The following is a 21,765-nucleotide window of genomic DNA, read 5'->3' as shown; positions in this document are numbered from 1 at the left end:
AGTAGGGTATAGGTATATAGTTCTAAATAGTAAATTGAGGTGGTGCTCTAGAAGATTTTTTAGAAATTTTTACTTCTTTAAATCTAATTTTTTTTGATAGAAAATTACTTTTGTATATTTCTATGTTTGTTAATTCGAATGAATTAAAAGTAAAGTTAAATGTTATTAATTGTTTGTGCAGTTCATCGCAATTTAAAGAATCTTGATGTAGGTGTTGCTCTACTTTTGATGAACAAACAACATGGTCATGATTTTCTAGCGCGTGGGTTATTTGTATTGATGCAGGAAACATCAATACGAACAAAAATAATAAACTGATATGTTGTTTAAAACCTTTGATAAAATTACTTTTTTCTAATTTTTAAATTCAGCATTTCTACTCCTAAAGAAAAAGCGATCGCAAAGTACAAATATCCTTTAGGAATAGCTCCTACAGTTTTGTTAAAAATTTCTGTATGCGATAAATGTGCAGCTTCTGTAATAAGCATAAAGCCAATTAAAATTAAAAAAGAAAGCGCCAACATTTGAATTGTTGGATTTTTATTTACGAAATTACTTATTGGTTTAGAAAAAAGCATCATAATTAGAATCGAGACAATTACAGCAATAATCATAATTATAAGTGCACCTTCGATTCCGTTAGTCATACCAACTGCCGTAAGAATACTATCAAAAGAAAAAACAATATCTATTAATATTATTTGAATGATTACACTAGAAAAAGAAATTACTTTTGGTGATTTTAGTACTTCGTCTTCGTTTGTGTTTTCTACTTTTTGTCTTATTTCCTTTGTACTTTTATACAATAGAAATAATCCGCCTAAAAATAAAATTATACTTTGACCAGTAATGCCGGTTTTAAACCAATCGATATCTATTTTTAAAAAAGGATCTTTTAAAGCAATTAAATAAGAAACACCAAATAGCAAAATGATTCTCGTAATCATTGCTAGAGCCAACCCTAAAATTGTTGCTTTTCTTACTTGATTTTCTGGTAGTTTGTTAGCAGATATTGATATAAATATAATATTATCTATACCTAAAATTATTTCTAAAAACGTTAATGTTAGTAGTGCTACCCAAGTATCTGCATTTAGAAATATTTCCATATTATTTTATTTTATAAATAGTACCGTCGGTTAAAAATTTACTGAATCCTATTTTAGCAGAAAAATCGTAAGAACTATCTTTAATCTTAGTTATTTGCACATAAATAGCATCTTTGTCTAACTGCTTTTTTGGTGATTTCATTTTTAAAGAATAGAAAAAGTTACTTTTCCATTTAATGTATAAAGTATCTATATGTTTAATTCTTTTTTCTGTGGTTAAACTATCTGTAGAAATACTTACAATTTTATCGTACTCTTCTATTTGTAAACTATCGATTCTGGTAATTTTAGTTTTACTATAACCATTTCCAGCAGGAATTTCGAAAACACCTTGTTTAAATCTATCCGGATCACCTTTTTCAGCTTTACAAGAAGCTAATATTAGAAAAAAAAGACAAGAAAAAAGAGACAAAATAATGCCTTTATTTCTTTTAAAAATAAATTTTGAAACCTCTTTTTTCTCTATCTTTTTTTCTGTTTTTATCATTTTTAAATACCTGTATAATTTGCTGGTGTTATTGCTTTTAACTCGTTTTTAATTTCATCAGAAACTTCTAACGTATCGATAAAATTCGCAATAGAATTTTGATTTATTTTTTCGTTTGTTCTAGTTAATCCTTTTAAAGCTTCATAAGGATTAGGATATGCTTCTCTTCTTAAAATTGTTTGTATTGCTTCTGCAACAACAGCCCAATTATTTTCTAAATCTTGCTCGAACTTTTCTTTGTTTAATAACAATTTATTTAAACCTTTTAAAGTAGATGTAAATGCTATAATGGTATGACCAAAAGGCACACCAACATTACGTAAAACCGTACTGTCTGTTAAATCTCTTTGTAGTCTAGAAATTGGTAATTTAGCAGAAAGATGTTCGAAAATTGCATTAGCCAAACCTAAATTTCCTTCAGAATTTTCGAAGTCAATTGGGTTAACTTTATGTGGCATTGCAGATGAACCTACTTCACCAGCTTTAATTTTTTGCTTAAAATAATCCATAGAAACATAGGTCCAGAAATCTCTGTCTAAATCTATAATTATTGTATTGATACGTTTTAAAGTATCAAACAAAGCAGCCATATGATCGTAATGCTCTATTTGAGTTGTTGGAAAAGAATGCTGTAAACCTAGTTTTTCTTGTACAAAAGTAGTTCCAAATTCTTTCCAATCTATTGTAGGATAAGCAACTTTATGTGCATTATAATTACCTGTTGCGCCACCAAATTTAGCTGCACTTGGTATATCATTTAACAAATTGAATTGTTCTTTTAAACGAACCACAAAAACTTCTATTTCTTTTCCTAATCTTGTAGGAGAAGCTGGTTGACCATGAGTTCTTGCCAACATAGAAATATCTGCCCACTCTGTAACCAATTCTTGTAGTTTTTCTAAAACTTCAAAATATTGAGGTACATAAACATCATTCATTGCTTCTTTTATAGAAAGCGGAACAGCGGTATTATTAATATCTTGAGACGTCAATCCGAAGTGGATAAACTCTTTAAATTCTTGTAAATTTAAAGCATCAAATTTTTCTTTGATAAAATACTCTACAGCTTTTACATCATGGTTTGTAATGCTTTCGATATCTTTAATTTTCTGCGCATCTTCAGCTGTAAATTCTGTATAAATTTTGCGTAATTCTTCAAAAAGAGAAGTATCAAAACTTTCTAATTGTGGCAAAGGAATTTCGCATAAAGCGATAAAATATTCTATTTCTACGCGAACTCTATATTTAATTAAAGCTTCTTCAGAAAAATAGTTTGCAAGTTTATCAATTTTACCTCTATAACGACCATCAATAGGTGAGATGGCATTTAATTTTGTTAAGTTCATTTTTTAGTTATGTTGTTAATTGCAAAAATAGGTAATTTAACAGATTTATAAACTCGATTTTTGATGTTTTTCTATCATTGCTAAAATGTGATTTCCGCGAGCTTTACAACCTTTGCTTTCGTGTATAATTTTTGTTTGTATTAAATGTTTTAATTCAGGATGAATCCACTCTTTTTCTAAGCCAAAAAAGTACAAAGTATTCATTGTATAAGCTCTAACCGCAATTTTTTGTGGTGTAATTAACCAATCAAATCCTGTTTCAACGATGTTGTCTATATGTTTTTTTGTTAATGTTTTTTGAACATCATTTTCTTTTTTAGCATAATAAGCAGTTGCCAAATGTTCACAAATTTTAGCACAAGGTCTTATAGCACTATCAAATTTTACATTGTAAATTTCAGTTGTAAAAGTATCTAAATGTGGTAAAATCCAGTTTATGTGATTATGTGTGCAAATCCATTCTAAAATCCAAGCAGCTTTAATAGATGTTTTATCATCAACATTAAAAGTAATTGTTATCAAATCTTTAAATAAATCTGGATTATCTAATACAATATTTGCAACTCTTTGGCGGTTATCTCTTTTAGGATTTGCCATATTATTAAGTTGCTCTGTTATATAAAGTAAATTTGAATTTGGCACTATTAATGTATATTTGTTTTAAAAATTTTGTTTAAATGATAAATATAAAAAGACTGTTTTTGATTTTATGCTTTGTCTCTTGTTTTTTAACAACTGAAAGGATTAATGCTCAAAAAATAAATCAGTTTGATGCGAATAAGAAAAGAACTGGTGTTTGGAAAAAATATTATCCTAATAAACGTGTGCGTTACACTGGCCAGTTTAAAAACGGAAAAGAAGTTGGTGTTTTTAAGTTTTACGACATAAGAACTTCTGAGCATCCTGTTATTATAAAAACTTTTTTTGAGGATTCTGATTCGCTTTTTGTTCAATTTTACACTTTAAAAGGAAAGATTAAAACAGAAGGCGTTTTAAATGATAGAAAAAGAGTAGGGAATTGGCAATATTTTTATCCTGATGGAACTTTAATGTCTGAAGAAAATTATAAAAATGGCAAACTCGATGGCGAACAGTTGGTATATTATCCTAACGGACAAGTCACTGAATTTGCTACTTATAAAAACGGATTGTTAGATGGTGTAACTAGTAAATATTCTAGTAAAGGAGTTTTAATAGAAGAAGTTACATACAAAGAAGGTAAACCAAACGGATTAGCAAAATATTTTGAATTGAATGGTAATTTAAAAGAAACCGGAACTTATAAAAATGGTGTTCGAGTTGGTAAATGGGAATATTATTTAGACGGAGAACTTGCTACAGATTTAGAAAAAAAGAAAAAAAGTACGTTTACACGAAAAAAAGACAATTAATTGATAACATAAATTAATATATCTATCAATTTTTTCAATCTTTAAAAACCATTTCTAATTCGTACATTTGCAAACTCAAAAATAGATAATGAAAAGAGTAGTTGTTGGTCTTTCTGGTGGTGTAGATTCTAGTGTTACTGCACATTTATTAAAAGAACAAGGTTACGAAGTTATTGGGCTTTTTATGAAAAATTGGCACGATGATTCTGTAACTATTTCTAATGAGTGCCCATGGTTAGAAGATAGTAATGATGCAATGATTGTTGCAGAAAAGTTAGGTATTCCGTTTCAAGTAGTAGATTTAAGCGAACAATATAAAGAGCGTATTGTAGATTATATGTTCGATGAATATTCTAAAGGAAGAACGCCAAACCCAGACGTACTTTGTAATAGAGAAATTAAGTTTGATGTTTTTATGGACATTGCCTTAAAGTTAGGTGCAGATTATGTTGCAACGGGGCATTATTGCAGAAAAGGAGAAGAAATTATAAACGGTAAATCTGTTTATAAATTATTAGCTGGTAAAGATAACAACAAAGACCAATCTTACTTTTTGTGTCAATTATCGCAAGAGCAATTAACAAAAGCTTTATTTCCAATAGGGGAATTAACAAAACCACAAGTTAGAGAAATTGCCAAAGAAGCAGATTTAATTACTGCAGAAAAGAAAGATTCGCAAGGTTTGTGTTTTATTGGTAAAGTTAGATTACCAGAATTTTTACAGCAAAAATTGCAGCCTAAAACTGGTGAAATTGTTACAATTCCTTCAGATTTTGAACAATACACAAAACCAACACCAGAATTTGAAAATAAAGAAGCAGCGTTAAAGTATTATGCTACTAAGTTTTCTTATCATAAAAACGATGGTAAAGTTGTTGGCAAACACCAAGGAGCTCACTATTTTACAAAAGGACAACGTAAAGGTTTAAATGTTGGTGGAACAAAAGAGGCTTTGTATGTTATTGAAACGGATGTAAATGAAAATGTTATTTACACAGGCGAAGGTAAAAACCATCAAGGTTTATATAGAAATGTGTTGTTTGTTTCTAATGAAGAAATTCATTGGATTCGTGAAGATTTAACGTTGAAAACTGGCGAAACTTTAGACGTCGAAGCTAGAATAAGATATAGACAGGCTTTAGAAAAAGCCACTTTACATAAAGTTGAAACAGGTTTGTATGTAGAATTTAAAAATAAACAATCTGCAATACAAGAAGGACAATTTGTTGCTTGGTATTTAGACGAAGAATTGCTCGGGTCTGGGGTAATTTCGTAAGCTTTAAATTTATAAAATCATAAAAAAGTAGTAATTTCGAAAACATGAAGAAATTACTACTTTTTTTGTTTGCAATTACTTTTTTTCAAGCAAAGGCACAAGAAGATGCTTGGTTGTTTTTAAAGGATAAACCTAGTGCAGAAACATATTTAAAAAACCCGCTTCTAATGTTATCTCAAAGAGCATTAGATAGAAGAAATAAACTAAATATAGCTGTTGGTTTAATTGATGTTCCTATAGAAAACACATATATAGAAACACTAAAAACTACTAATGGTATAACAGTTTTAGGTGCTTCTAAATGGTTAAATGCAGTTCATATTCAAGCTACACAAAGTGATATTGAAAATGCTAAACAAAATCTAAGTTTTATAGATTATATAGAATATGCCAATAAATCTTTAAATCAAGCGGCAAGAAAGGGTAAGAAAATTAAACAAAATCATCAGAATAAATTTAACAATTCTATGACTGATTTTACCTACGGAAGTACTAAAAATCAAATTGAAATGTTAAAAGGAGATTTTTTACACGGAATTAATTTGACTGCAAAAAACCAAATTATAGCAGTTATTGATGCTGGTTTTCCAAACGTAAACACATTACAGGCATTTCAAAGATTAAGAGATAATAATAAGATTTTAGGAGGTTATGATTTTGTAGAAAGAAGTACAAATTTTTATTCGGGCCATAATCATGGTACAAATGTACTTTCTACAATTGGTGGTTATATAGAAAATGAATTTGTTGGTTCAGCTCCAGATGCTTCATTCTACTTATTTAGAACAGAAAATGCCTCAGTAGAAGTTCCTTTAGAAGAAACATTATGGGTAGAAGCAGCAGAAAGAGCAGATAGTTTAGGTGTTGATGTAATAAACACATCTTTAGGGTATTCTACTTTTGATAATCCAGATTACAGCTATAATTATAATGATATGAATGGAAAAACTACATTTATATCTAGAGGAGCAGAAATTGCTGCAAACCGCGGAATTTTAGTTGTTAATTCTGCCGGAAATTCTGGTAATGATTCTTGGAAATATATTACTGCACCTGCAGATGCTGCATCTGTAATTACTGTAGGTTCTGTAGATAGTAATGGAAATATATCTGGTTTTAGTTCTTTTGGACCAACTTCTGATGGAAGAATTAAACCAGAAATTTTAGCGCAGGGTACTGCATCGGCTATTATTAATCATACAGATAATTCTGTTTCAAGCGCTAGTGGTACTTCTTTTTCTGCTCCAATAATGGCAGGTTTAATAGCTTGTTTAAATGACACAGGAAATATAATTTTTAAAACGTTAAATAAAAAACATCAGGCAAAACAATTAAACAATCGAATTCAAAAGTTAAAACAGTCTATAATAGAATCTGCTGATAAATTTAATAATCCAACAGATCAGCATGGTTACGGAATTCCTAATTTTGAAACTGCTTACAATAGTTTTTTAGTAAGCTTATCTACAGAAAATAATTCAATAAATGATATAGAAGTTTATCCAAACCCGGTTTTAAATGATCTTAATATTACTATTGATAATCTTCATTTAAGTGAAACTAAAGTTTCAGTTTATACAATTCTTGGTAAAAAGATTTTAACCTTTGAAAATAAAAAAAATATAGATGTTTCATCTTTAAAATCAGGGGTGTATTTATTGAAAATTAAAAATGGGACTTCTTTAAAATCTCTTAAATTTATTAAAAAATAAAATTTTATCTCTCTAACAAGATGACAAATAAAATAACAGAATTATTTAAAATAAAATATCCAGTAATTCAAGGAGGAATGATTTGGGTATCTGGTTATAAATTAGCAGCAGCAGTATCTAATGCAGGTGGATTAGGACTAATTGGTGCAGGTTCGATGTACCCAGAAGTTCTAAGAGAACATATTCAGAAATGTAAAAAAGCAACTACAAAACCATTTGGTGTTAATGTACCAATGTTATATCCTGATATTGAAAAAATAATAGAAATTATTGTTGAAGAAGGAGTTAAAATAGTTTTTACTTCTGCGGGTAACCCTAAAACTTATACTTCATTTCTAAAAGAAAGAGGTATTACTGTTGTACATGTTGTTAGTTCTGTAAAGTTTGCATTAAAATCTGAAGCAGCAGGTGTTGATGCTGTAGTTTGTGAAGGTTTTGAAGCGGGCGGACATAATGGTCGAGAAGAAACTACAACTTTTACGTTAATACCAATGGTTAAAGAGCAATTGAAAATTCCGGTTATTGCAGCAGGAGGAATTGGAACAGGTAGAGGAATGCTTGCAGCAATGGTTTTAGGTGCAGATGCAGTGCAAATTGGTAGTAGATTTGCGGCTACAGAAGAATCTTCTGCACATTCTAATTTTAAGAAAACTATTATTGATGTTAAAGATGGTGATACACAATTAACATTAAAAGAATTGGCACCAGTTAGGTTGGTTAAAAATAATTTTTACAATCAAATACAAGAATTATATCAACAAAATCCAACTTTAGAAGAAATTAAAGATCTTTTAGGTAGAGCTCGTGCAAAAAAAGGAATGTTTGAAGGTGATTTAGAAAATGGTGAATTAGAAATAGGGCAAGTAGCCGGATTAATACATAAAATTAAACTAGCTAAAGAAGTTTTAGATGAAATTATTGCAGAATTTAATACTGTTAAAGCATTAATTGCCAGTATTTAAGTTATTTTCTAAAATAAAAGTAAATAAACTTGGTTATTTAATTTTATTGGCATTATCTTTGTAACTCAATAAACGTTGTTAGTAATTAAACAAGCAACATATTTAATATTATTATAATGAATAAAGGTACCGTAAAATTTTTCAATGAATCTAAAGGATTCGGATTCATCACTGAAGAAGGAACAAACAAAGAACATTTTGTACATGTGTCAGGTTTAGTTGACGAAATTCGTGAAAACGATGAAGTTGAGTTTGACTTACAAGATGGAAGAAAAGGATTAAACGCAGTAAACGTAAGAGTTATATAATTATATATTATTACTAGTTAAATTTTTATCTAAAAGCCTATCAATTATTGATAGGCTTTTTTTATTTTAGTAATTAAAAAAATAATATGAAAGATGGTAGACAAAGAAAAAATGTACAATTGGGTATTTTCGTAGAAATTGTACTAAAACATCATCAATCTTCGGGTGAATTAACCAAAGGTGTTGTTCAGAAAATATTAACAAAATCTAAAAACCATCCTTACGGAATAAAAGTACAATTAGAATCTGGTTTGGTTGGTAGAGTTAAGAATATATACTAGATTAAGTTTTTCTTCTATTTGTCTAAAACTTTAATTTCATAAAGCTTTCTACTTTTATTATTTAATTTGTTTTCTCTTAACCAAGGATTGTGAATTTTTAATTCTTTATAATTCATTCCGTAGTTTTTAGCGAAGTTAGTTAAGTTTGTAATTACAGTGTCAACCTTAACAGTTCGTGTTTTTTCAAGAGTATAAAGATCAGATTCTTCGAAAACAAATCCATATTTCTTTGGATTCGAAATTATTTCTTTTAAAGCAATTATTCTAAATATGTAACGCTCTGTTTCATCAGGAAGTAAAGCATCGTAATAACTGCTTACTTGTTGCGTTTCTAATCTTTTAGAAACACCATAATTACCAGCGTTATATGCAGCAGCAGCTAGTGTCCAAGAACCTAATTTGTTTTTAGATTTTTTTAAGTATTCTGCTGCAACTCTAGTAGATTTTTCAATATTATAACGTTCATCTACATTTTTATTAATTTCTAATCCGTATTCTTTACCTGTGGCTCTCATAAAATGCCACATACCAGCAGCACCAACAGAAGAAGTTTCATCTGTAAAACCACTTTCGGCTAAAGCTAAAAACTTAAAATCATCAGGTAAATTGTATTTTTTTAATAATGGTTCTATTATCGGAAAATATTTATTAGCTCTCTTAATAAGTAATAATCCATTTGATTGCCAATATGTATTTACAAGCAATTCGCGTTCCATTCTCTCTCTTACATCATTAATTTCCAAAGGAACTCTTTCTCCTGCAAGGTTTAATCCTTCAGGTAATTTAAGAGATTTAATTTTGTAAGTTCTATGTGTAAGTGTTTCCGGATCTGTATCAGATTTATGTACACCGTTAAAAAAAACGATGGTTATAAGAGTTACACTTAGTAAAGAAAATATGCGTTGTAAAGATTTCATAATATCAATTTTACCATAAATGTATGGAAAACACTTTAGTTTAAAAAGTTAAAACGTCATCAATAATCTTAGATATTTTTTTTGCTTTAGTTAATATCATGATATGTGTTCCGCCTTTAATTTCTATAGCGTTTTTTACATTTTTGATAGGAAATACGGTGTCTTTAGTTCCGTGAATATGTACAATATCTTCTAAAGGACTAATTTGTTCCCATTTAAGTACATTGTAAATAGACCATTTAAGGTATTTCTTACTTCTAACAGAAAGATATTTCTTATATAATTCTGCTTTTTTCTTTAAAGATTTACCAAGAAAATACCTTGCATAATCTTCAAAATTCTCTACAATTACTGTAGGAAAAAACTTGTAAACCTTTGTAAATTTAGCCAGTTTAAATTTTTTAGGCAACTCGCCTTGATTTTTAACACTAGAAATAATAATTACTTTCTTAGGATTTACAAATTTGGCAATTTCTTGTACCATAATTCCGCCGAAAGAAACACCAACTAAAACAGGATTTTTTTCTTTAATTTCATCACTTAACCTGCATGCATAATTATCTATATCTTCTTCTAAAGCCAGTGGTTTTATCCATTTTAAATAATGAAAAGTATACTTTTCTGGATCTAATTCTAAATTTTCAAAAATTTCTGGACCCGCAGCTAAACCGGGCATAAAATATATAGGGGTTTTATTCATTTAAATTATATGTATTTTGTTGACATTGTAGCATCAAAACAAGTGCCAAATTTACTTTTTCTTAATGTTAATTTAATCTTATAGATTTGTAAAATTTAATCTCACAGAACCATCTTCGTCTATTTCAGTTAAGAGTACTTGATGAAGTGTATTTACCAATGCAGGATTCCATGGAGTTTTTACTTTCACGTAATTTTCTGTAAAACCATGTATATATCCTTCTTTATTTTCACTTTCAAACAAAACAGTTAAAGTATTACCTAATTGACTTTCGTAAAAAGCTCTACGTTTTTTTGCAGATAAACCTCTAAGCATTTTACTTCTTTTTGCTCTTACTTTTTTAGGAACTACACCTTCAAATTCAACAGCTTCTGTATTAGGCCTTTCAGAATAGGTAAAAACATGTAAATACGAAATATCCATTTCGTTTAAATAATTATATGTTTCTAAAAATAATTCGTCTGTTTCACCAGGGAAACCAACAATAACATCAACACCAATACACGCATTTGGCATAACTTCTTTAATACGAGTAACCCTATTTGTATAAGTATTTGTTAAGTATCTACGTTTCATTTTATTTAATAAAACATCGCTACCAGATTGTAAAGGAATATGAAAATGAGGTACAAAAGAAGAAGATTTAGAAACAAAGTCTATAGTTTCATCCTTAAGTAAATTAGGTTCTATAGATGAGATTCTTAAACGATGAATTCCGTCTACTTTATCTAATTCTTTAACAAGTTCTAAAAAGGTATGTTCGTGTTTTTTATTACCAAACTCACCTTTACCATAATCACCAATATTTACCCCAGTTAATACTATTTCTTTAATACCTTTAGAAGAAATTTCTTTTGCGTTAGAAATTACGTTTTCTAAAGTATCACTTCTTGAGATACCTCTAGCTAGAGGTATTGTGCAATATGTACACTTATAATCGCAACCATCTTGAACCTTTAAAAACGCTCTTGTTCTGTCTCCAATAGAATAAGAACCAACATAAAAATCGGCATCAGAAATTTCACAAGAATGTACTTCTCCTACATTATTTTTTGTTAAATCATTTATGTAAGAAGTAACATTAAATTTTTCTGTAGCGCCAAGTACTAGATCTACACCATCTACTGCAGCTAATTCTTCTGGTTTAAGTTGCGCGTAACAACCAACTGCTATTAAAAATGCATCATCATTTTTCTTTAAAGCATTTTTTACAATAGATTTAAAACGTTTATCTGCATTGTCTGTAACAGAGCATGTATTTATTACATATACATCTGCTTTCTCTTCAAACTCTACGCGTTTAAAACCTTCATTAACAAAATTTCTAGCAATAGTAGATGTTTCAGAGAAGTTAAGTTTACAACCTAAAGTATAAAAAGCTACCTTTTTTTCTGCGACCATTTTTATGATTTTTGCAAATGCAAAAGTACGATTTTATTGATGATTTTTAAAATGGAACGATTAGATATTAATAAATTGTTAAATAGCAATATTATAAGCTATTCATTAACTTGACATTACATTTTATTTTTTTACTTAATTAATCGCTTTTTAATCTCTAAATTATATTTTTGAAGTTTAAAAATATGTTATAATGATAATTGATAATTTAAAAACACCATATTATGCTGTAGTTTTTTCAACAATTTTAACCGATAATATAAAAGGTTATGAAGAAATGGCTGATAAAATGGAGCTGTTGGCAAAAAAACAACTTGGTTATTTAGGTATCGAATCTGCTAGAAAAAGTATTGGTATTACTGTTTCTTATTGGAGTTCTTTAGAGGCTATAACTGCTTGGAAAAACAATGTAGAACATACAGAAGCTAGAGAATTAGGGAGAAAAAAGTGGTACAAGAAATATCGTTTACGTATTTGTAAAGTAGAAAGAGAATATGGTTTTGAGAGCTAATAACTTTTTCTTTTGATAATTTTTGTTGCTTTTGTTTCGATTCTATTTTTTAGTAAATATGTTATTGAACCAAACATAAATTTAAATTCTGTAGCTTTAAGCATTAAACGGCTAAACTTTAATAACCTACCAAATTCACTTTTTAAGTTTTTAGAGTAAGTTGATAAAAAATCTTCACTAAAGTTATTGTTTTTTAGACTAGCCTCAATAGATTTTGCACAAATGATACCAGACATCATTCCTGTACCCACACCTTCTTTGTAAAAAGGATTTGTTAAACCAGCAGCATCACCAACCAACATAAATCTATTTCCGTATACTTTATTTTTACCAAAATTATAAGGAATACTCCATCCTCGCCACGAATCAATTTTAATAGCATTTGTAAATTTATATGCTACTTTAGGATGGTTTTTAATTATTGATTCTACTTGCTCGACTAAATTAATATTATGTTTTAATATCAATTTTGCATTTCCGCCTAAACTTATATTTACAGATCCATCAGAAAGAGGAAAAATATAGAAAAATAATGGAATTTTTTTATAAATAATCCTTATTTCAGCTTCGTTAGTTTTAGATAATTTGGTTACATTTTTAAAATAACCATTTACAAATGTAGATGTTAAGTTTTTTTGAAGTTTATTGCTGGCTAGCTTTCTACTAACAATAGAATTAACACCGTCTGCACCAATAACAATTTTACTTAAAATTTCTTTACCATCTTTTAGCTTGAGGAGTACACCGTCTTCAAGTTCTGTTATATTTTTAACTCCATTACCAAAATCAAAAGAAGCATATTTATCAGAAATATTCTTAACTAAAAAGTCATCAAAATCGAATCTTTTAGCATAAGTAATTACCATGTTCCGATCTTTACTTTCTTTAAAGTTGATATCTACATTATTATTTACATGTAGTTTAATATTTTTACTATGTATAAATTTAGGGTGCTTTAAAAAATTATCAAACAAATCTTCATCTATTAATCGTAAAGCTTTGTAAGCATATAAAATCAATCCATCGCCACAGGTTTTATTTCTAGGAAAAGTAGATTTATCTATGATATAATGTGGTATTTTCATCTTTGATAAAGTCAAAGATGTGCTTGCACCCGATGGGCCAGCACCAATAATACAGACATCAGTTTTTATCATAGCTATTGGGTGAATCTCTTTTGTTAATTTTAGCTAATTTACTTAATCTTTCCAATTAATTTTTGATAGAATAGGGAAGTGGTCTGAGTTTTTATTTTCTAAAGTTAAAAATTGATTGACTATAGCATCTTTGTCGGTTAAAATAAAATCGATTCTTAACGGAAACCAATAAGAAAAAGATTTACCAAAACCTTTACCAGCTTCTATAAATGCATCTTTTTTGTTATCTGATATTTGATGATATAACCAAGAGTAAGAAGTATTGTTAAAATCTCCGCTTATAATTTTTTTACCAGTCCATAATTTCTCATGCGCTAAAAAAACATTGGTTTGTTCTGCTTGTTTTTTAAATGAATTTGAAAGTCGTTTTATTAATTTTTCTGAATTTTCTTCACCAAAATTTTCCTCGTTAGGCTTAATTCTTAGAGATTCGAAATGAACATTATAAATTCTTATGGTGTCTTTATTCTTAAGTATATCTGCAAATATTATATTATTTCCTTTACTATCTAAATCTAGCGAACCTGAATTTACAATTTTATATTTAGAATAAATTGCCAAACCATATTGACTTTTTTTTGATCTAAGTTTGATGTATTTATAAGGAAACGATAATTTATTTTTTTTTGACTTATAATATTCTTGAATAACTAAAATGTCTGGATTTTTATCAGAAATAAAATCAAAACCATTAGAAAAGTTACTACTGTCTTTTGATTTTGTAAATAAATCGAATGCTTTTACGTTATAACTCATCACTTTTAAATCGGAATTTAAAGATGAATTATTACTTGAAATTTTGTAAAAAGGAGGCGTAAAAAGCCATCCAACAATTAAAACTATTATTGATATTAAAAACTGACGTTTAAGTTTTATCAACCAATAAATAGCAAAAACAAGATTTATAATTAGTAAAAAGGGCACAAATAAACTTAAAATAGCAAATACCGGAACAACACTTGGCGATATAAATGGCAACAAGTAAGAAAGTAACAGTAATGTTGCAGCCAGAGAGTTCAATAAATAAAGAACTTTGTCTAAAAAAGATAAGTTTTTCATATTATTTTTTCCCTTGTTTAAATAAAAACTCTTTTTCTTGTTTCGTTAAAGTGTCGTAACCCGATTTACTAATTTTATCTAAAATTTTATCGACTTGTTCTTGGTTAAGGCCATTTGTTTTTGGCTTCGTTTTTTTAGCTTTCTTAGAATTATAAACAGTTTTTAATTTCTTTTCTTTCTTTTTAAATAGAGAAGAAAATATTTCAGAAAAGTTGATTTCTTTATTACTTGCTTGCCTCACATACAAAAAGCCTAATAAACTACCACCTAAATGAGAAAAACTACCACCCGCATTAGCACCAATTAACCCGATAAAGTCAAAAGCTAACCAAATTACTGCTAAATGCCATAATTTTAAAAAGCCTAACAAAGGTATTTTTATTTGATAATTTGGCATATATGTAACAATACCTATAAATATTGCTGATACTCCGGCAGATGCACCAACCAATCTAGAAGATTCACCATCAAATAAAGGAAAATTATTTTGACTTAACATAAAAAATAATCCGCCAAATAATGTTCCTAAAATATAAAATGTTAGTGCTTGTTTTTGAGTAAAATATTGAACAAAAAGATTGCCTATAAAATACAAAGTTATCATATTAAACAACAGGTGAATAAAATCTGCGTGCAAAAATCCGTACGAAATAATAGACCAAGGTCTTGATATAAAGATGTTTAATTTATCATCTAAAGAAAACCACTCGAAAACAAAATTCTGATTACTTTTATATAAACCAGAAAATACCTTAAGAATAAGTGTTACTAAAAAAACACCTACATTTATATAGATAAGTTTTTCTATAATATTACCAGATTTATACTTGTATTTTAGATTGTCTATAAAACTCATTATGAAATTTTAAATTGATTTTTTTTCCAATAGTAAGCAATTATAAAACCTATTAAAGCACCACCAATGTGTGCAAAATGAGCAACATTACCAACAGAATAGTTGGTCATTCCGAAAAATAAATCTCCTAAAATCATTAACGGAATAAAGTATTTAGCGGCAATTGGAACAGGAAAGAACAATAAGGCCAATTTTGCATCTTTAAAATACAATCCAAAAGCAACTAAAACACCGTAAACAGCACCAGAAGCACCTACTGCAGGCATGTGGTATAAAGAATAAATTTTATCAAACTGAACTTGTGTTATCTCTGTGTTTACATTAAAACCAGCAGTAGAACCTTTTTCTAAAATAGAAATTACATCTGCATTATTTAAACCAGCATTTATAAATAAATCATAAATTCCGTTAAATTGATAATAGTTTACAAGAGTGTAAATTAAACCAGCGCCTAAACCTGCAGAAAAATAAAAGAATAAAAATTTCTTTTTACCCCACATTTGCTCCAACGGTGTACCAAAAGCCCACAAACCGTACATATTAAATAAAATATGCGGAAAGCTGGCATGCATAAACATGTGTGTTAAATATTGCCAAAATCCGAAATGACTATTTTTTGGGAAGTGCAATGCTAAAACATTAGTAAGATCTAATTTTAAAAACTGAGGTGCTATAAATAAAATAACATTTATTATAACTAGATGTTTAATTCCGTCTGTAATTTTATTCATAATTAACTATTAAATAAATTATCTATTTGGTTTAAAGTTAGTGTTTTAAAAGTAGCTTTTCCAAACGGAGAAATTGTAGGTTCTTTACAAGAAAATAAGTTGTTTACAAGACTTTCTTGTTCTTTTTCTGATAGAAGTGTACCTGTTTTTATAGATAAAGTTTTGGCAAAAGATTTTGCCATTACATCAAAATGACTAAAACTAGCATCTGGTACTTCTAAATTCATATCATTTAACAATTCTTCTAAAATAATTGTTATTTTACTTTCTGTTACAGAAACCGGTATACCTTTAATTGTAACACTATCTTTTGTAAATTCATCAAAAGAAAAACCAGCATTTTCTAATTCTGATTTTATTGTATATATCATTTCTATTTCTGCTGATGAAAATGAAATTTTAACAGGAAATAGCAATTGCTGACTGTTTGCTTCTTTAACGGTAATACTTTCTAAAAATTGTTCGTATAAAACTCTTTGATGTGCTAACGATTGATTGATTAAAACTACGCCAGATTTAATCAAACTCATTACATATTTACGCTGTATTTGAAAAGTCTTTTGAGTTTTTTCTTCTTCAACTTGTTCAAATAAGCTTTCTGTTTTATTAGTTTCTGTGCTCTCTATGTTAGTATATAAAGATTCCCAACTTTCTGTTTGTTTTTCTCTTTTGTAATTAAAGTTTGGCTGCGTATTTTGTTCTTCTTTAAAAGGATTAAAGTCTGGATTAACCGATATAGTTGGTACTGCAGCGGTTTTAGTGCTAGATTTAAAATTGTAAGGTGTATCTAAATTTGCATCTCTATTAAAATCTAAAACAGGTGCTACATTGTATTGTCCTAAACTATGTTTAACGGTTGCTCTTAGCATAGCATAAAGCGCCTTCTCATTATCAAACTTAATTTCTGTCTTAGTAGGATGAATGTTAATATCTATTGTATTTGCAGGAACTTGTAAATACAAAAAGTAGGATGGATGCGAACCTTGTTCTAATAAACCGTCAAAAGCACTAACTACAGCATGGTTTAAATAAGAACTTTTAATAAATCTGTTATTTACAAAAAAGAATTGTTCGCCCCTTTTTCTTTTAGAAAATTCAGGCTTTGCTACAAAACCTTCTATAGCAACAATATCTGTTTTTTCATCTATCGGAACTAATTTTTCATTCATTTTAGTGCCAAAAACAGCTACTATTCTTTGTCTTAAATTTCCGCTTTTAAGATGATACACCTCATTGTTATTATGATGTAATAAAAAAGAAATACTAGAATGTGCCAAAGCAACTCTTTGAAACTCGTCTATAATATGACGCGTTTCTACAGTATCAGATTTTAAAAAATTTCTTCTTGCAGGAATGTTATAAAATAGATTTTTAACAGCTAAACTTGTTCCTTCACCAGTAGAAATAAAATCTTGAGAAATTATTTTACTTCCTTCTATTTTAATACAAGTACCTAGTTCTTCTCCTTTAGGTTTCGTTTTTAATTCTACATGAGCAATAGCAGCAATAGAAGCCAAAGCTTCGCCTCTAAAACCTTTTGTATTTAAATTAAATAAATCTTCTGCTTTCTGAATTTTTGAAGTTGCATGACGCTCAAAACTCATTCTTGCATCGGTAGTACTCATGCCTTTACCGTCATCAATTACTTGTATTAAAGTTTTTCCTGCATCTTTAATTAGTAATTTAATATTTGTTGCACCAGCGTCTATTGCATTTTCTAGTAATTCTTTAACTACAGATGCAGGACGTTGTACCACTTCTCCTGCAGCAATTTGGTTTGCTACATGATCTGGTAAAAGTTGAATAATATCAGACATTAATTATTTATAAATATAGATAAGTCGAAGTCTATTATGTATAGAAAGATTAAAACTAAAATAGAAATTATAATAATTAAAGTTCTATTTGTTTTCTTATCAGAATTTTTTAAATCTCCAATAGCATCATGAAACTTACCTTTAAGATTTTTATTTTTTCCGGCAGTTGTTCTAAACTGATCTAATTTGTGCTCTATTTTAAAAGGGTTTCCTTCTCCTTTATAATAGCGAGGTTGATAATCAAATTTTTTATTTGTTCTTTTTAGAAATCCCATAATTTTAGTAATAATTGATGAATAGATTTTAGAGTAAATCAATTTTCATACCAATTGAAAAAGGATTCCAAATTTAATTAAATTAAAGGAAACTTACTAAAAATGATGTTAAAACAATTCTTAAAAACCGATGCTTTCGCTTTTTCTGTCTATATTTTTTATAGCAGCCATTTTTATTGCAGCAACAGCACATTCTATACCTTTATTACCTAGTTTACCACCAGATCTATCGATAGATTGTTGCTTTGTATTGTCTGTTAATACACAAAAAATTACGGGCACATCGTATTTAATGTTTAAGTCTACAATACCTTGTGTAACACCTTCACATACAAAATCGAAGTGTTTTGTTTCGCCTTGTATAACATTACCAATTGCAATAATTGCATCTACTTGTTCAGATTCAATCATTTTTTTACAACCGTAAACCAATTCGAAACTTCCAGGAACATTCCAAGAAATTATATTTTCTTTAGAAGTACCACAGTCTAAAAAAGTTTCTATTGCACCTTGTTGTAGGTTTTTTGTGATTTCTGGATTCCATTCAGAAACAACAATCCCAAATCGAAAAGATTTCGCATTTGGGATTGTAGCTTTATCGTAATAAGATAAGTTTGTTGTTGCCATTTAAGTCAGTATTCAGTTTAAGTATGCAGTATTTATAAAACTACTTACTGCAAATTGTTACTGTTATTACTTCGAACTATTGTTCAGAGTATTTTGCAGCATTAATAAATTTATCAACATTAAGACCTTGATCTGATGTTGGATAATTGTCTTTTATTTTTGTAAATAAAGAAGTTGCTTTATCAAACTCTTTTAATTCCATAGCAGTTATACCTGCTTTATATAAAAATAAAGGAGTTGTAAATTCGTTGTCTTTTTTATTTGCTGCTTTTTCGTAGTATTCTAAAGCTTGTTCTGGTTGGTTAATATCTGCAAAAGCATCACCAACTGCACCTAAAGTAATAGGCCCTAACATTTCATCATCAGAATTAAATTTTTCTAAATGATTTATTGCTTTATCATACTGCTTCATTTCTAAATAAGAAACACCTGCATAGTAATTAGCTAAATTTCCAGCGTTTGTTCCGCTATAATTATCTGCGATATCTAAGAAACCATATTTACCATCTGCACCTTCTAAACCTAAATTTAATAAAGAATCGATGCCAGAACCAGCTGTAGAAGCCATGTCGTAGTATTTTCTAGGAAAAGCCAATTCGTTAGAAGCTTCTAATTCGTTTGGTTCAGAAATGTAATTATTATAACCTAGGTAAGCTAAAAATAAAACAACTACTGCAATTAAAGAGTAAAATAACGGCTTGCTATTTTTTTCTATCCATTGTTCAGATTTAGAAGCAGTTTCGTCTAAAGTGTTTAAAACTCCAGCTGTTTCAAATTCAGAATCATCAAATTGTTGTTGCTCTTTTTTACCTTCTGGTTTATATTTTTTCTTGTATGTAGCCATGCTTAGTTTAAAATTAGTGGCGACAAAAATAGTTTTTTTAATTGGATTTTAAAAGCACATATTTCGCAAAATTTTCAATAATTTGCAATTCTTTTTAAAGAACAAAACTTATTCATGTATTTACAAAAACTTTCTTTAGTTAATTTTAAAAATATCGAATCGCAATCTTTTGATTTTCAGCAAAAAATAAATTGTTTTGTTGGTAATAATGGCGTTGGTAAAACAAATGTTTTAGATGCTATTTATTATTTGTCTTTTGCAAAAAGTTACTTTAATTCTGTCGCAACACAGAATATTAGACACGGAGAATCTTTTTTTATGATCGAAGGAGATTACAATTTAAACGACAGAAGTGAAAAGATTGTATGTAGTTTAAAAAAAGGTCAAAAGAAGGTTTTAAAGAGAAATGGTAAAAACTACGACAAGTTTTCTGAACATATCGGTCAATTACCTTTAGTAATAATTTCACCTGCCGATAGAGATTTAGTAACAGAAGGTAGTGATACAAGAAGAAAATTTATAGATGGTGTTATTTCGCAGCAAAATAAAAGTTATTTAAAAGACCTAATTGCATATAATAAAATATTGAGTCAAAGAAACGCTTTGTTAAAGTATTTTGCGGCTAATAGAACTTTTGATGCATTAAATTTAAATGTATATGATGAGCAATTATGTGAATACGGTACAAGAATTTATGAGGTTAGAAAAGCTTTTTTAGAAAAATTTATTCCTATTTTTAATGAGAAATATCAAATAATTTCTGATGATAAAGAACATGTAAACTTGGTTTATAAAAGTCAGTTACAAGATTTTTCTTTAAAAGAATTATTTCAGAAATCTTTAGATAAAGATAAAATAATACAGTATACTACATCTGGTATACATAAAGACGATTTAAGTTTCGAGATAGGAAATTATCCTATTAAAAAATTTGGCTCACAAGGGCAACAAAAGTCTTATTTAATCGCTTTAAAATTTGCGCAGTTCGAGTTTATAAAGCAACAAGCTAGCGTAACACCTATTTTATTGTTAGATGATATTTTTGATAAATTAGATGAAAGTAGAGTGTTGCAAATTATCAATTTAGTTAATAATGATGAATTTGGACAAATTTTTATAACAGATACACATTCTGAAAGAACAGAAAACATCGTAAAACAAAGTAATAAACCTTATCAAATATTTAAATTATAATGTCTAAAAGAGAAAATGATTCTTTTTCTATTGAAGATTTAATGCAACTTTTTATCAAAGAAAACAATTTGACAAAAGGAATGCAAAAGATTAAAATTGAAGAATCTTGGACCAAAATGATGGGGCCAGGAGTTGCAAATCATACAACATCTGTTAAATTACAAAATAAAACGCTGGTTGTGCAATTGACTTCTTCTGTTTTGAGAGAAGAGTTGAGTTATGGTAAAGATAAAATTGCTAAAATGTTAAATGAAGAGATTGGTGAAGATGTAATCTCTAAAGTAATGTTGGTATAAAAAAAACTCGTAACAATTAAGTTACGAGTTTTCTAAATATATTTTTAGACTAAGAATTTCTAAAAATTCTTATTAAAATTGCTCTCTTCCAGAAAAGTGAAAGTTTCCTTCAATTTCTGCGTTTTCATCAGAATCAGAACCATGTACAGCATTTTCTCCCATAGAAGTTGCATATAATTTTCTAATTGTACCTTCTGCAGCATCTGCTGGGTTTGTTGCACCAATTAAAGTTCTAAAGTCTTCTACTGCATTTTCTTTTTCTAAAATTGCAGCTACAATTGGTCCGCGAGTCATAAATTCTACTAACTCACCAAAAAACGGACGCTCGTTATGCACAGCATAAAAAGTTTCTGCGTCTGCTTTAGTCATTTGAGTTTTCTTTAAAGCTACTATTCTAAAGCCTGCAGCGTTAATTTTGTCTAAGATAGCACCAGTGTGACCGTTTTCTACAGCATCTGGTTTAAGCATTGTAAATGTTCTATTTGTTGCCATTGTAATTTTTAAATTT

The 21,765-nt window shown here is 28.5% G+C and carries 26 protein-coding genes; 9 read left to right on the top strand and 17 right to left on the bottom strand.

What is annotated here, in order from left to right; genetic code table 11:
- Positions 1-22: 22 nt before the first annotated feature.
- The 5 genes from BXQ17_RS04320 to BXQ17_RS04300 are packed head-to-tail and all read right to left on the bottom strand — an operon-like array spanning position 23 to position 3,539.
- Complete coding sequence (locus BXQ17_RS04320) at positions 23-292, bottom strand: hypothetical protein (RefSeq protein ID WP_077809461.1); 270 nt, start codon at positions 290-292, stop codon at positions 23-25.
- 52 nt (positions 293-344) lie between these two features.
- The gene (locus tag BXQ17_RS04315) at positions 345-1,109 is read right to left on the bottom strand and encodes a TerC family protein (protein ID WP_077809460.1); all 765 of its coding nucleotides are present in this window, start codon (positions 1,107-1,109) and stop codon (positions 345-347) included.
- A 1-nt stretch (position 1,110) separates the two neighbouring features.
- Positions 1,111-1,596, bottom strand: coding sequence for a hypothetical protein (locus tag BXQ17_RS04310; RefSeq protein WP_077809459.1), 486 nt, complete (start codon positions 1,594-1,596; stop codon positions 1,111-1,113).
- Positions 1,597-1,598: 2 nt separating this feature from the next.
- On the bottom strand, positions 1,599-2,942 hold the full coding sequence (purB, locus tag BXQ17_RS04305) for an adenylosuccinate lyase (protein ID WP_077809458.1): 1,344 nt from the start codon (positions 2,940-2,942) through the stop codon (positions 1,599-1,601).
- A 45-nt stretch (positions 2,943-2,987) separates the two neighbouring features.
- Positions 2,988-3,539 carry a hypothetical protein gene (locus tag BXQ17_RS04300; RefSeq protein WP_077809457.1) on the bottom strand — a complete coding sequence of 184 codons (552 nt, stop codon included), beginning with the start codon at positions 3,537-3,539 and terminating at the stop codon, positions 2,988-2,990.
- An 80-nt stretch (positions 3,540-3,619) separates the two neighbouring features.
- Here BXQ17_RS04300 and BXQ17_RS04295 point away from each other — a divergent pair, with 80 nt between their 5' ends.
- The 6 genes from BXQ17_RS04295 (at position 3,620) to BXQ17_RS04270 (ending at position 8,872) form a co-directional block, all read left to right on the top strand.
- The gene (locus BXQ17_RS04295) at positions 3,620-4,333 is read left to right on the top strand and encodes a toxin-antitoxin system YwqK family antitoxin (RefSeq protein ID WP_077809456.1); all 714 of its coding nucleotides are present in this window, start codon (positions 3,620-3,622) and stop codon (positions 4,331-4,333) included.
- Between the two features lie 88 nt (positions 4,334-4,421).
- Positions 4,422-5,609 carry a tRNA 2-thiouridine(34) synthase MnmA gene (gene mnmA, locus BXQ17_RS04290; RefSeq protein ID WP_077809455.1) on the top strand — a complete coding sequence of 396 codons (1,188 nt, stop codon included), beginning with the start codon at positions 4,422-4,424 and terminating at the stop codon, positions 5,607-5,609.
- 44 nt (positions 5,610-5,653) lie between these two features.
- Positions 5,654-7,321 (top strand): S8 family serine peptidase, encoded by a 1,668-nt coding sequence (locus BXQ17_RS04285; protein WP_077809454.1) that lies wholly within the window; start codon positions 5,654-5,656, stop codon positions 7,319-7,321.
- Positions 7,322-7,341: 20 nt separating this feature from the next.
- A complete protein-coding gene (locus BXQ17_RS04280) occupies positions 7,342-8,283 on the top strand; it encodes a nitronate monooxygenase family protein (RefSeq protein ID WP_077809453.1) in 942 nt (313 codons plus the stop codon).
- A 116-nt stretch (positions 8,284-8,399) separates the two neighbouring features.
- Positions 8,400-8,591 carry a cold-shock protein gene (locus BXQ17_RS04275; protein ID WP_077809452.1) on the top strand — a complete coding sequence of 64 codons (192 nt, stop codon included), beginning with the start codon at positions 8,400-8,402 and terminating at the stop codon, positions 8,589-8,591.
- 86 nt (positions 8,592-8,677) lie between these two features.
- Positions 8,678-8,872 carry a YwbE family protein gene (locus BXQ17_RS04270; protein ID WP_077809451.1) on the top strand — a complete coding sequence of 65 codons (195 nt, stop codon included), beginning with the start codon at positions 8,678-8,680 and terminating at the stop codon, positions 8,870-8,872.
- A 14-nt stretch (positions 8,873-8,886) separates the two neighbouring features.
- Here BXQ17_RS04270 and BXQ17_RS04265 read toward each other — a convergent pair whose 3' ends face one another.
- The 3 genes from BXQ17_RS04265 to mtaB form a co-directional block, all read right to left on the bottom strand.
- Positions 8,887-9,789 carry a lytic transglycosylase domain-containing protein gene (locus BXQ17_RS04265; protein ID WP_077809450.1) on the bottom strand — a complete coding sequence of 301 codons (903 nt, stop codon included), beginning with the start codon at positions 9,787-9,789 and terminating at the stop codon, positions 8,887-8,889.
- A gap of 40 nt (positions 9,790-9,829) precedes the next feature.
- Positions 9,830-10,489 carry an alpha/beta hydrolase gene (locus BXQ17_RS04260; RefSeq protein ID WP_077809449.1) on the bottom strand — a complete coding sequence of 220 codons (660 nt, stop codon included), beginning with the start codon at positions 10,487-10,489 and terminating at the stop codon, positions 9,830-9,832.
- 78 nt (positions 10,490-10,567) lie between these two features.
- Positions 10,568-11,890 carry a tRNA (N(6)-L-threonylcarbamoyladenosine(37)-C(2))-methylthiotransferase MtaB gene (gene mtaB, locus BXQ17_RS04255; protein ID WP_077809448.1) on the bottom strand — a complete coding sequence of 441 codons (1,323 nt, stop codon included), beginning with the start codon at positions 11,888-11,890 and terminating at the stop codon, positions 10,568-10,570.
- Positions 11,891-12,083: 193 nt separating this feature from the next.
- Between mtaB and BXQ17_RS04250 the strand changes: the two genes are divergently transcribed.
- A complete protein-coding gene (locus BXQ17_RS04250; protein WP_077809447.1) occupies positions 12,084-12,401 on the top strand; it encodes an antibiotic biosynthesis monooxygenase in 318 nt (105 codons plus the stop codon).
- Here the strand turns inward: BXQ17_RS04250 and BXQ17_RS04245 are convergent.
- The 8 genes from BXQ17_RS04245 to BXQ17_RS04210 form a co-directional block, all read right to left on the bottom strand.
- The gene (locus BXQ17_RS04245) at positions 12,398-13,558 is read right to left on the bottom strand and encodes an NAD(P)/FAD-dependent oxidoreductase (protein ID WP_077809446.1); all 1,161 of its coding nucleotides are present in this window, start codon (positions 13,556-13,558) and stop codon (positions 12,398-12,400) included. The two genes, BXQ17_RS04250 and BXQ17_RS04245, sit on opposite strands and share 4 nt — an antisense overlap.
- 42 nt (positions 13,559-13,600) lie before the next feature.
- Entirely contained in the window at positions 13,601-14,617 is a 1,017-nt protein-coding gene (locus tag BXQ17_RS04240; protein ID WP_077809445.1) for an endonuclease/exonuclease/phosphatase family protein, read from the bottom strand.
- Between the two features lies 1 nt (position 14,618).
- Positions 14,619-15,473, bottom strand: coding sequence for a rhomboid family intramembrane serine protease (locus tag BXQ17_RS04235; RefSeq protein WP_077809444.1), 855 nt, complete (start codon positions 15,471-15,473; stop codon positions 14,619-14,621).
- Entirely contained in the window at positions 15,473-16,204 is a 732-nt protein-coding gene (locus BXQ17_RS04230; protein ID WP_077809443.1) for a rhomboid family intramembrane serine protease, read from the bottom strand. The genes BXQ17_RS04235 and BXQ17_RS04230 overlap by 1 nt, the downstream gene beginning before the upstream one ends.
- A gap of 2 nt (positions 16,205-16,206) precedes the next feature.
- Positions 16,207-18,021 carry a DNA mismatch repair endonuclease MutL gene (gene mutL, locus BXQ17_RS04225; RefSeq protein ID WP_077809442.1) on the bottom strand — a complete coding sequence of 605 codons (1,815 nt, stop codon included), beginning with the start codon at positions 18,019-18,021 and terminating at the stop codon, positions 16,207-16,209.
- On the bottom strand, positions 18,021-18,296 hold the full coding sequence (locus BXQ17_RS04220) for a riboflavin synthase subunit beta (RefSeq protein ID WP_077809441.1): 276 nt from the start codon (positions 18,294-18,296) through the stop codon (positions 18,021-18,023). Before BXQ17_RS04220 ends, mutL begins: the two co-directional genes overlap by 1 nt.
- A gap of 120 nt (positions 18,297-18,416) precedes the next feature.
- A complete protein-coding gene (gene ribH / locus BXQ17_RS04215) occupies positions 18,417-18,923 on the bottom strand; it encodes a 6,7-dimethyl-8-ribityllumazine synthase (protein WP_077809440.1) in 507 nt (168 codons plus the stop codon).
- A 76-nt stretch (positions 18,924-18,999) separates the two neighbouring features.
- A complete protein-coding gene (locus BXQ17_RS04210) occupies positions 19,000-19,767 on the bottom strand; it encodes a tol-pal system YbgF family protein (RefSeq protein WP_077809439.1) in 768 nt (255 codons plus the stop codon).
- A gap of 114 nt (positions 19,768-19,881) precedes the next feature.
- Between BXQ17_RS04210 and BXQ17_RS04205 the strand changes: the two genes are divergently transcribed.
- A complete protein-coding gene (locus BXQ17_RS04205; RefSeq protein WP_077809438.1) occupies positions 19,882-20,961 on the top strand; it encodes a DNA replication/repair protein RecF in 1,080 nt (359 codons plus the stop codon).
- On the top strand, positions 20,961-21,257 hold the full coding sequence (locus tag BXQ17_RS04200) for a DUF721 domain-containing protein (RefSeq protein WP_077809437.1): 297 nt from the start codon (positions 20,961-20,963) through the stop codon (positions 21,255-21,257). Before BXQ17_RS04205 ends, BXQ17_RS04200 begins: the two co-directional genes overlap by 1 nt.
- A gap of 72 nt (positions 21,258-21,329) precedes the next feature.
- Here the strand turns inward: BXQ17_RS04200 and BXQ17_RS04195 are convergent, their stop codons facing one another.
- Entirely contained in the window at positions 21,330-21,749 is a 420-nt protein-coding gene (locus BXQ17_RS04195) for a nucleoside-diphosphate kinase (protein ID WP_077809436.1), read from the bottom strand.
- Between the last annotated feature and the right edge of the window lie 16 nt (positions 21,750-21,765).

This window comes from Polaribacter sp. BM10 (genome assembly GCF_002005425.1).
GTDB lineage: Bacteria > Bacteroidota > Bacteroidia > Flavobacteriales > Flavobacteriaceae > Polaribacter > Polaribacter marinaquae.
This window is presented reverse-complemented; position numbering and strand designations above follow the sequence as displayed.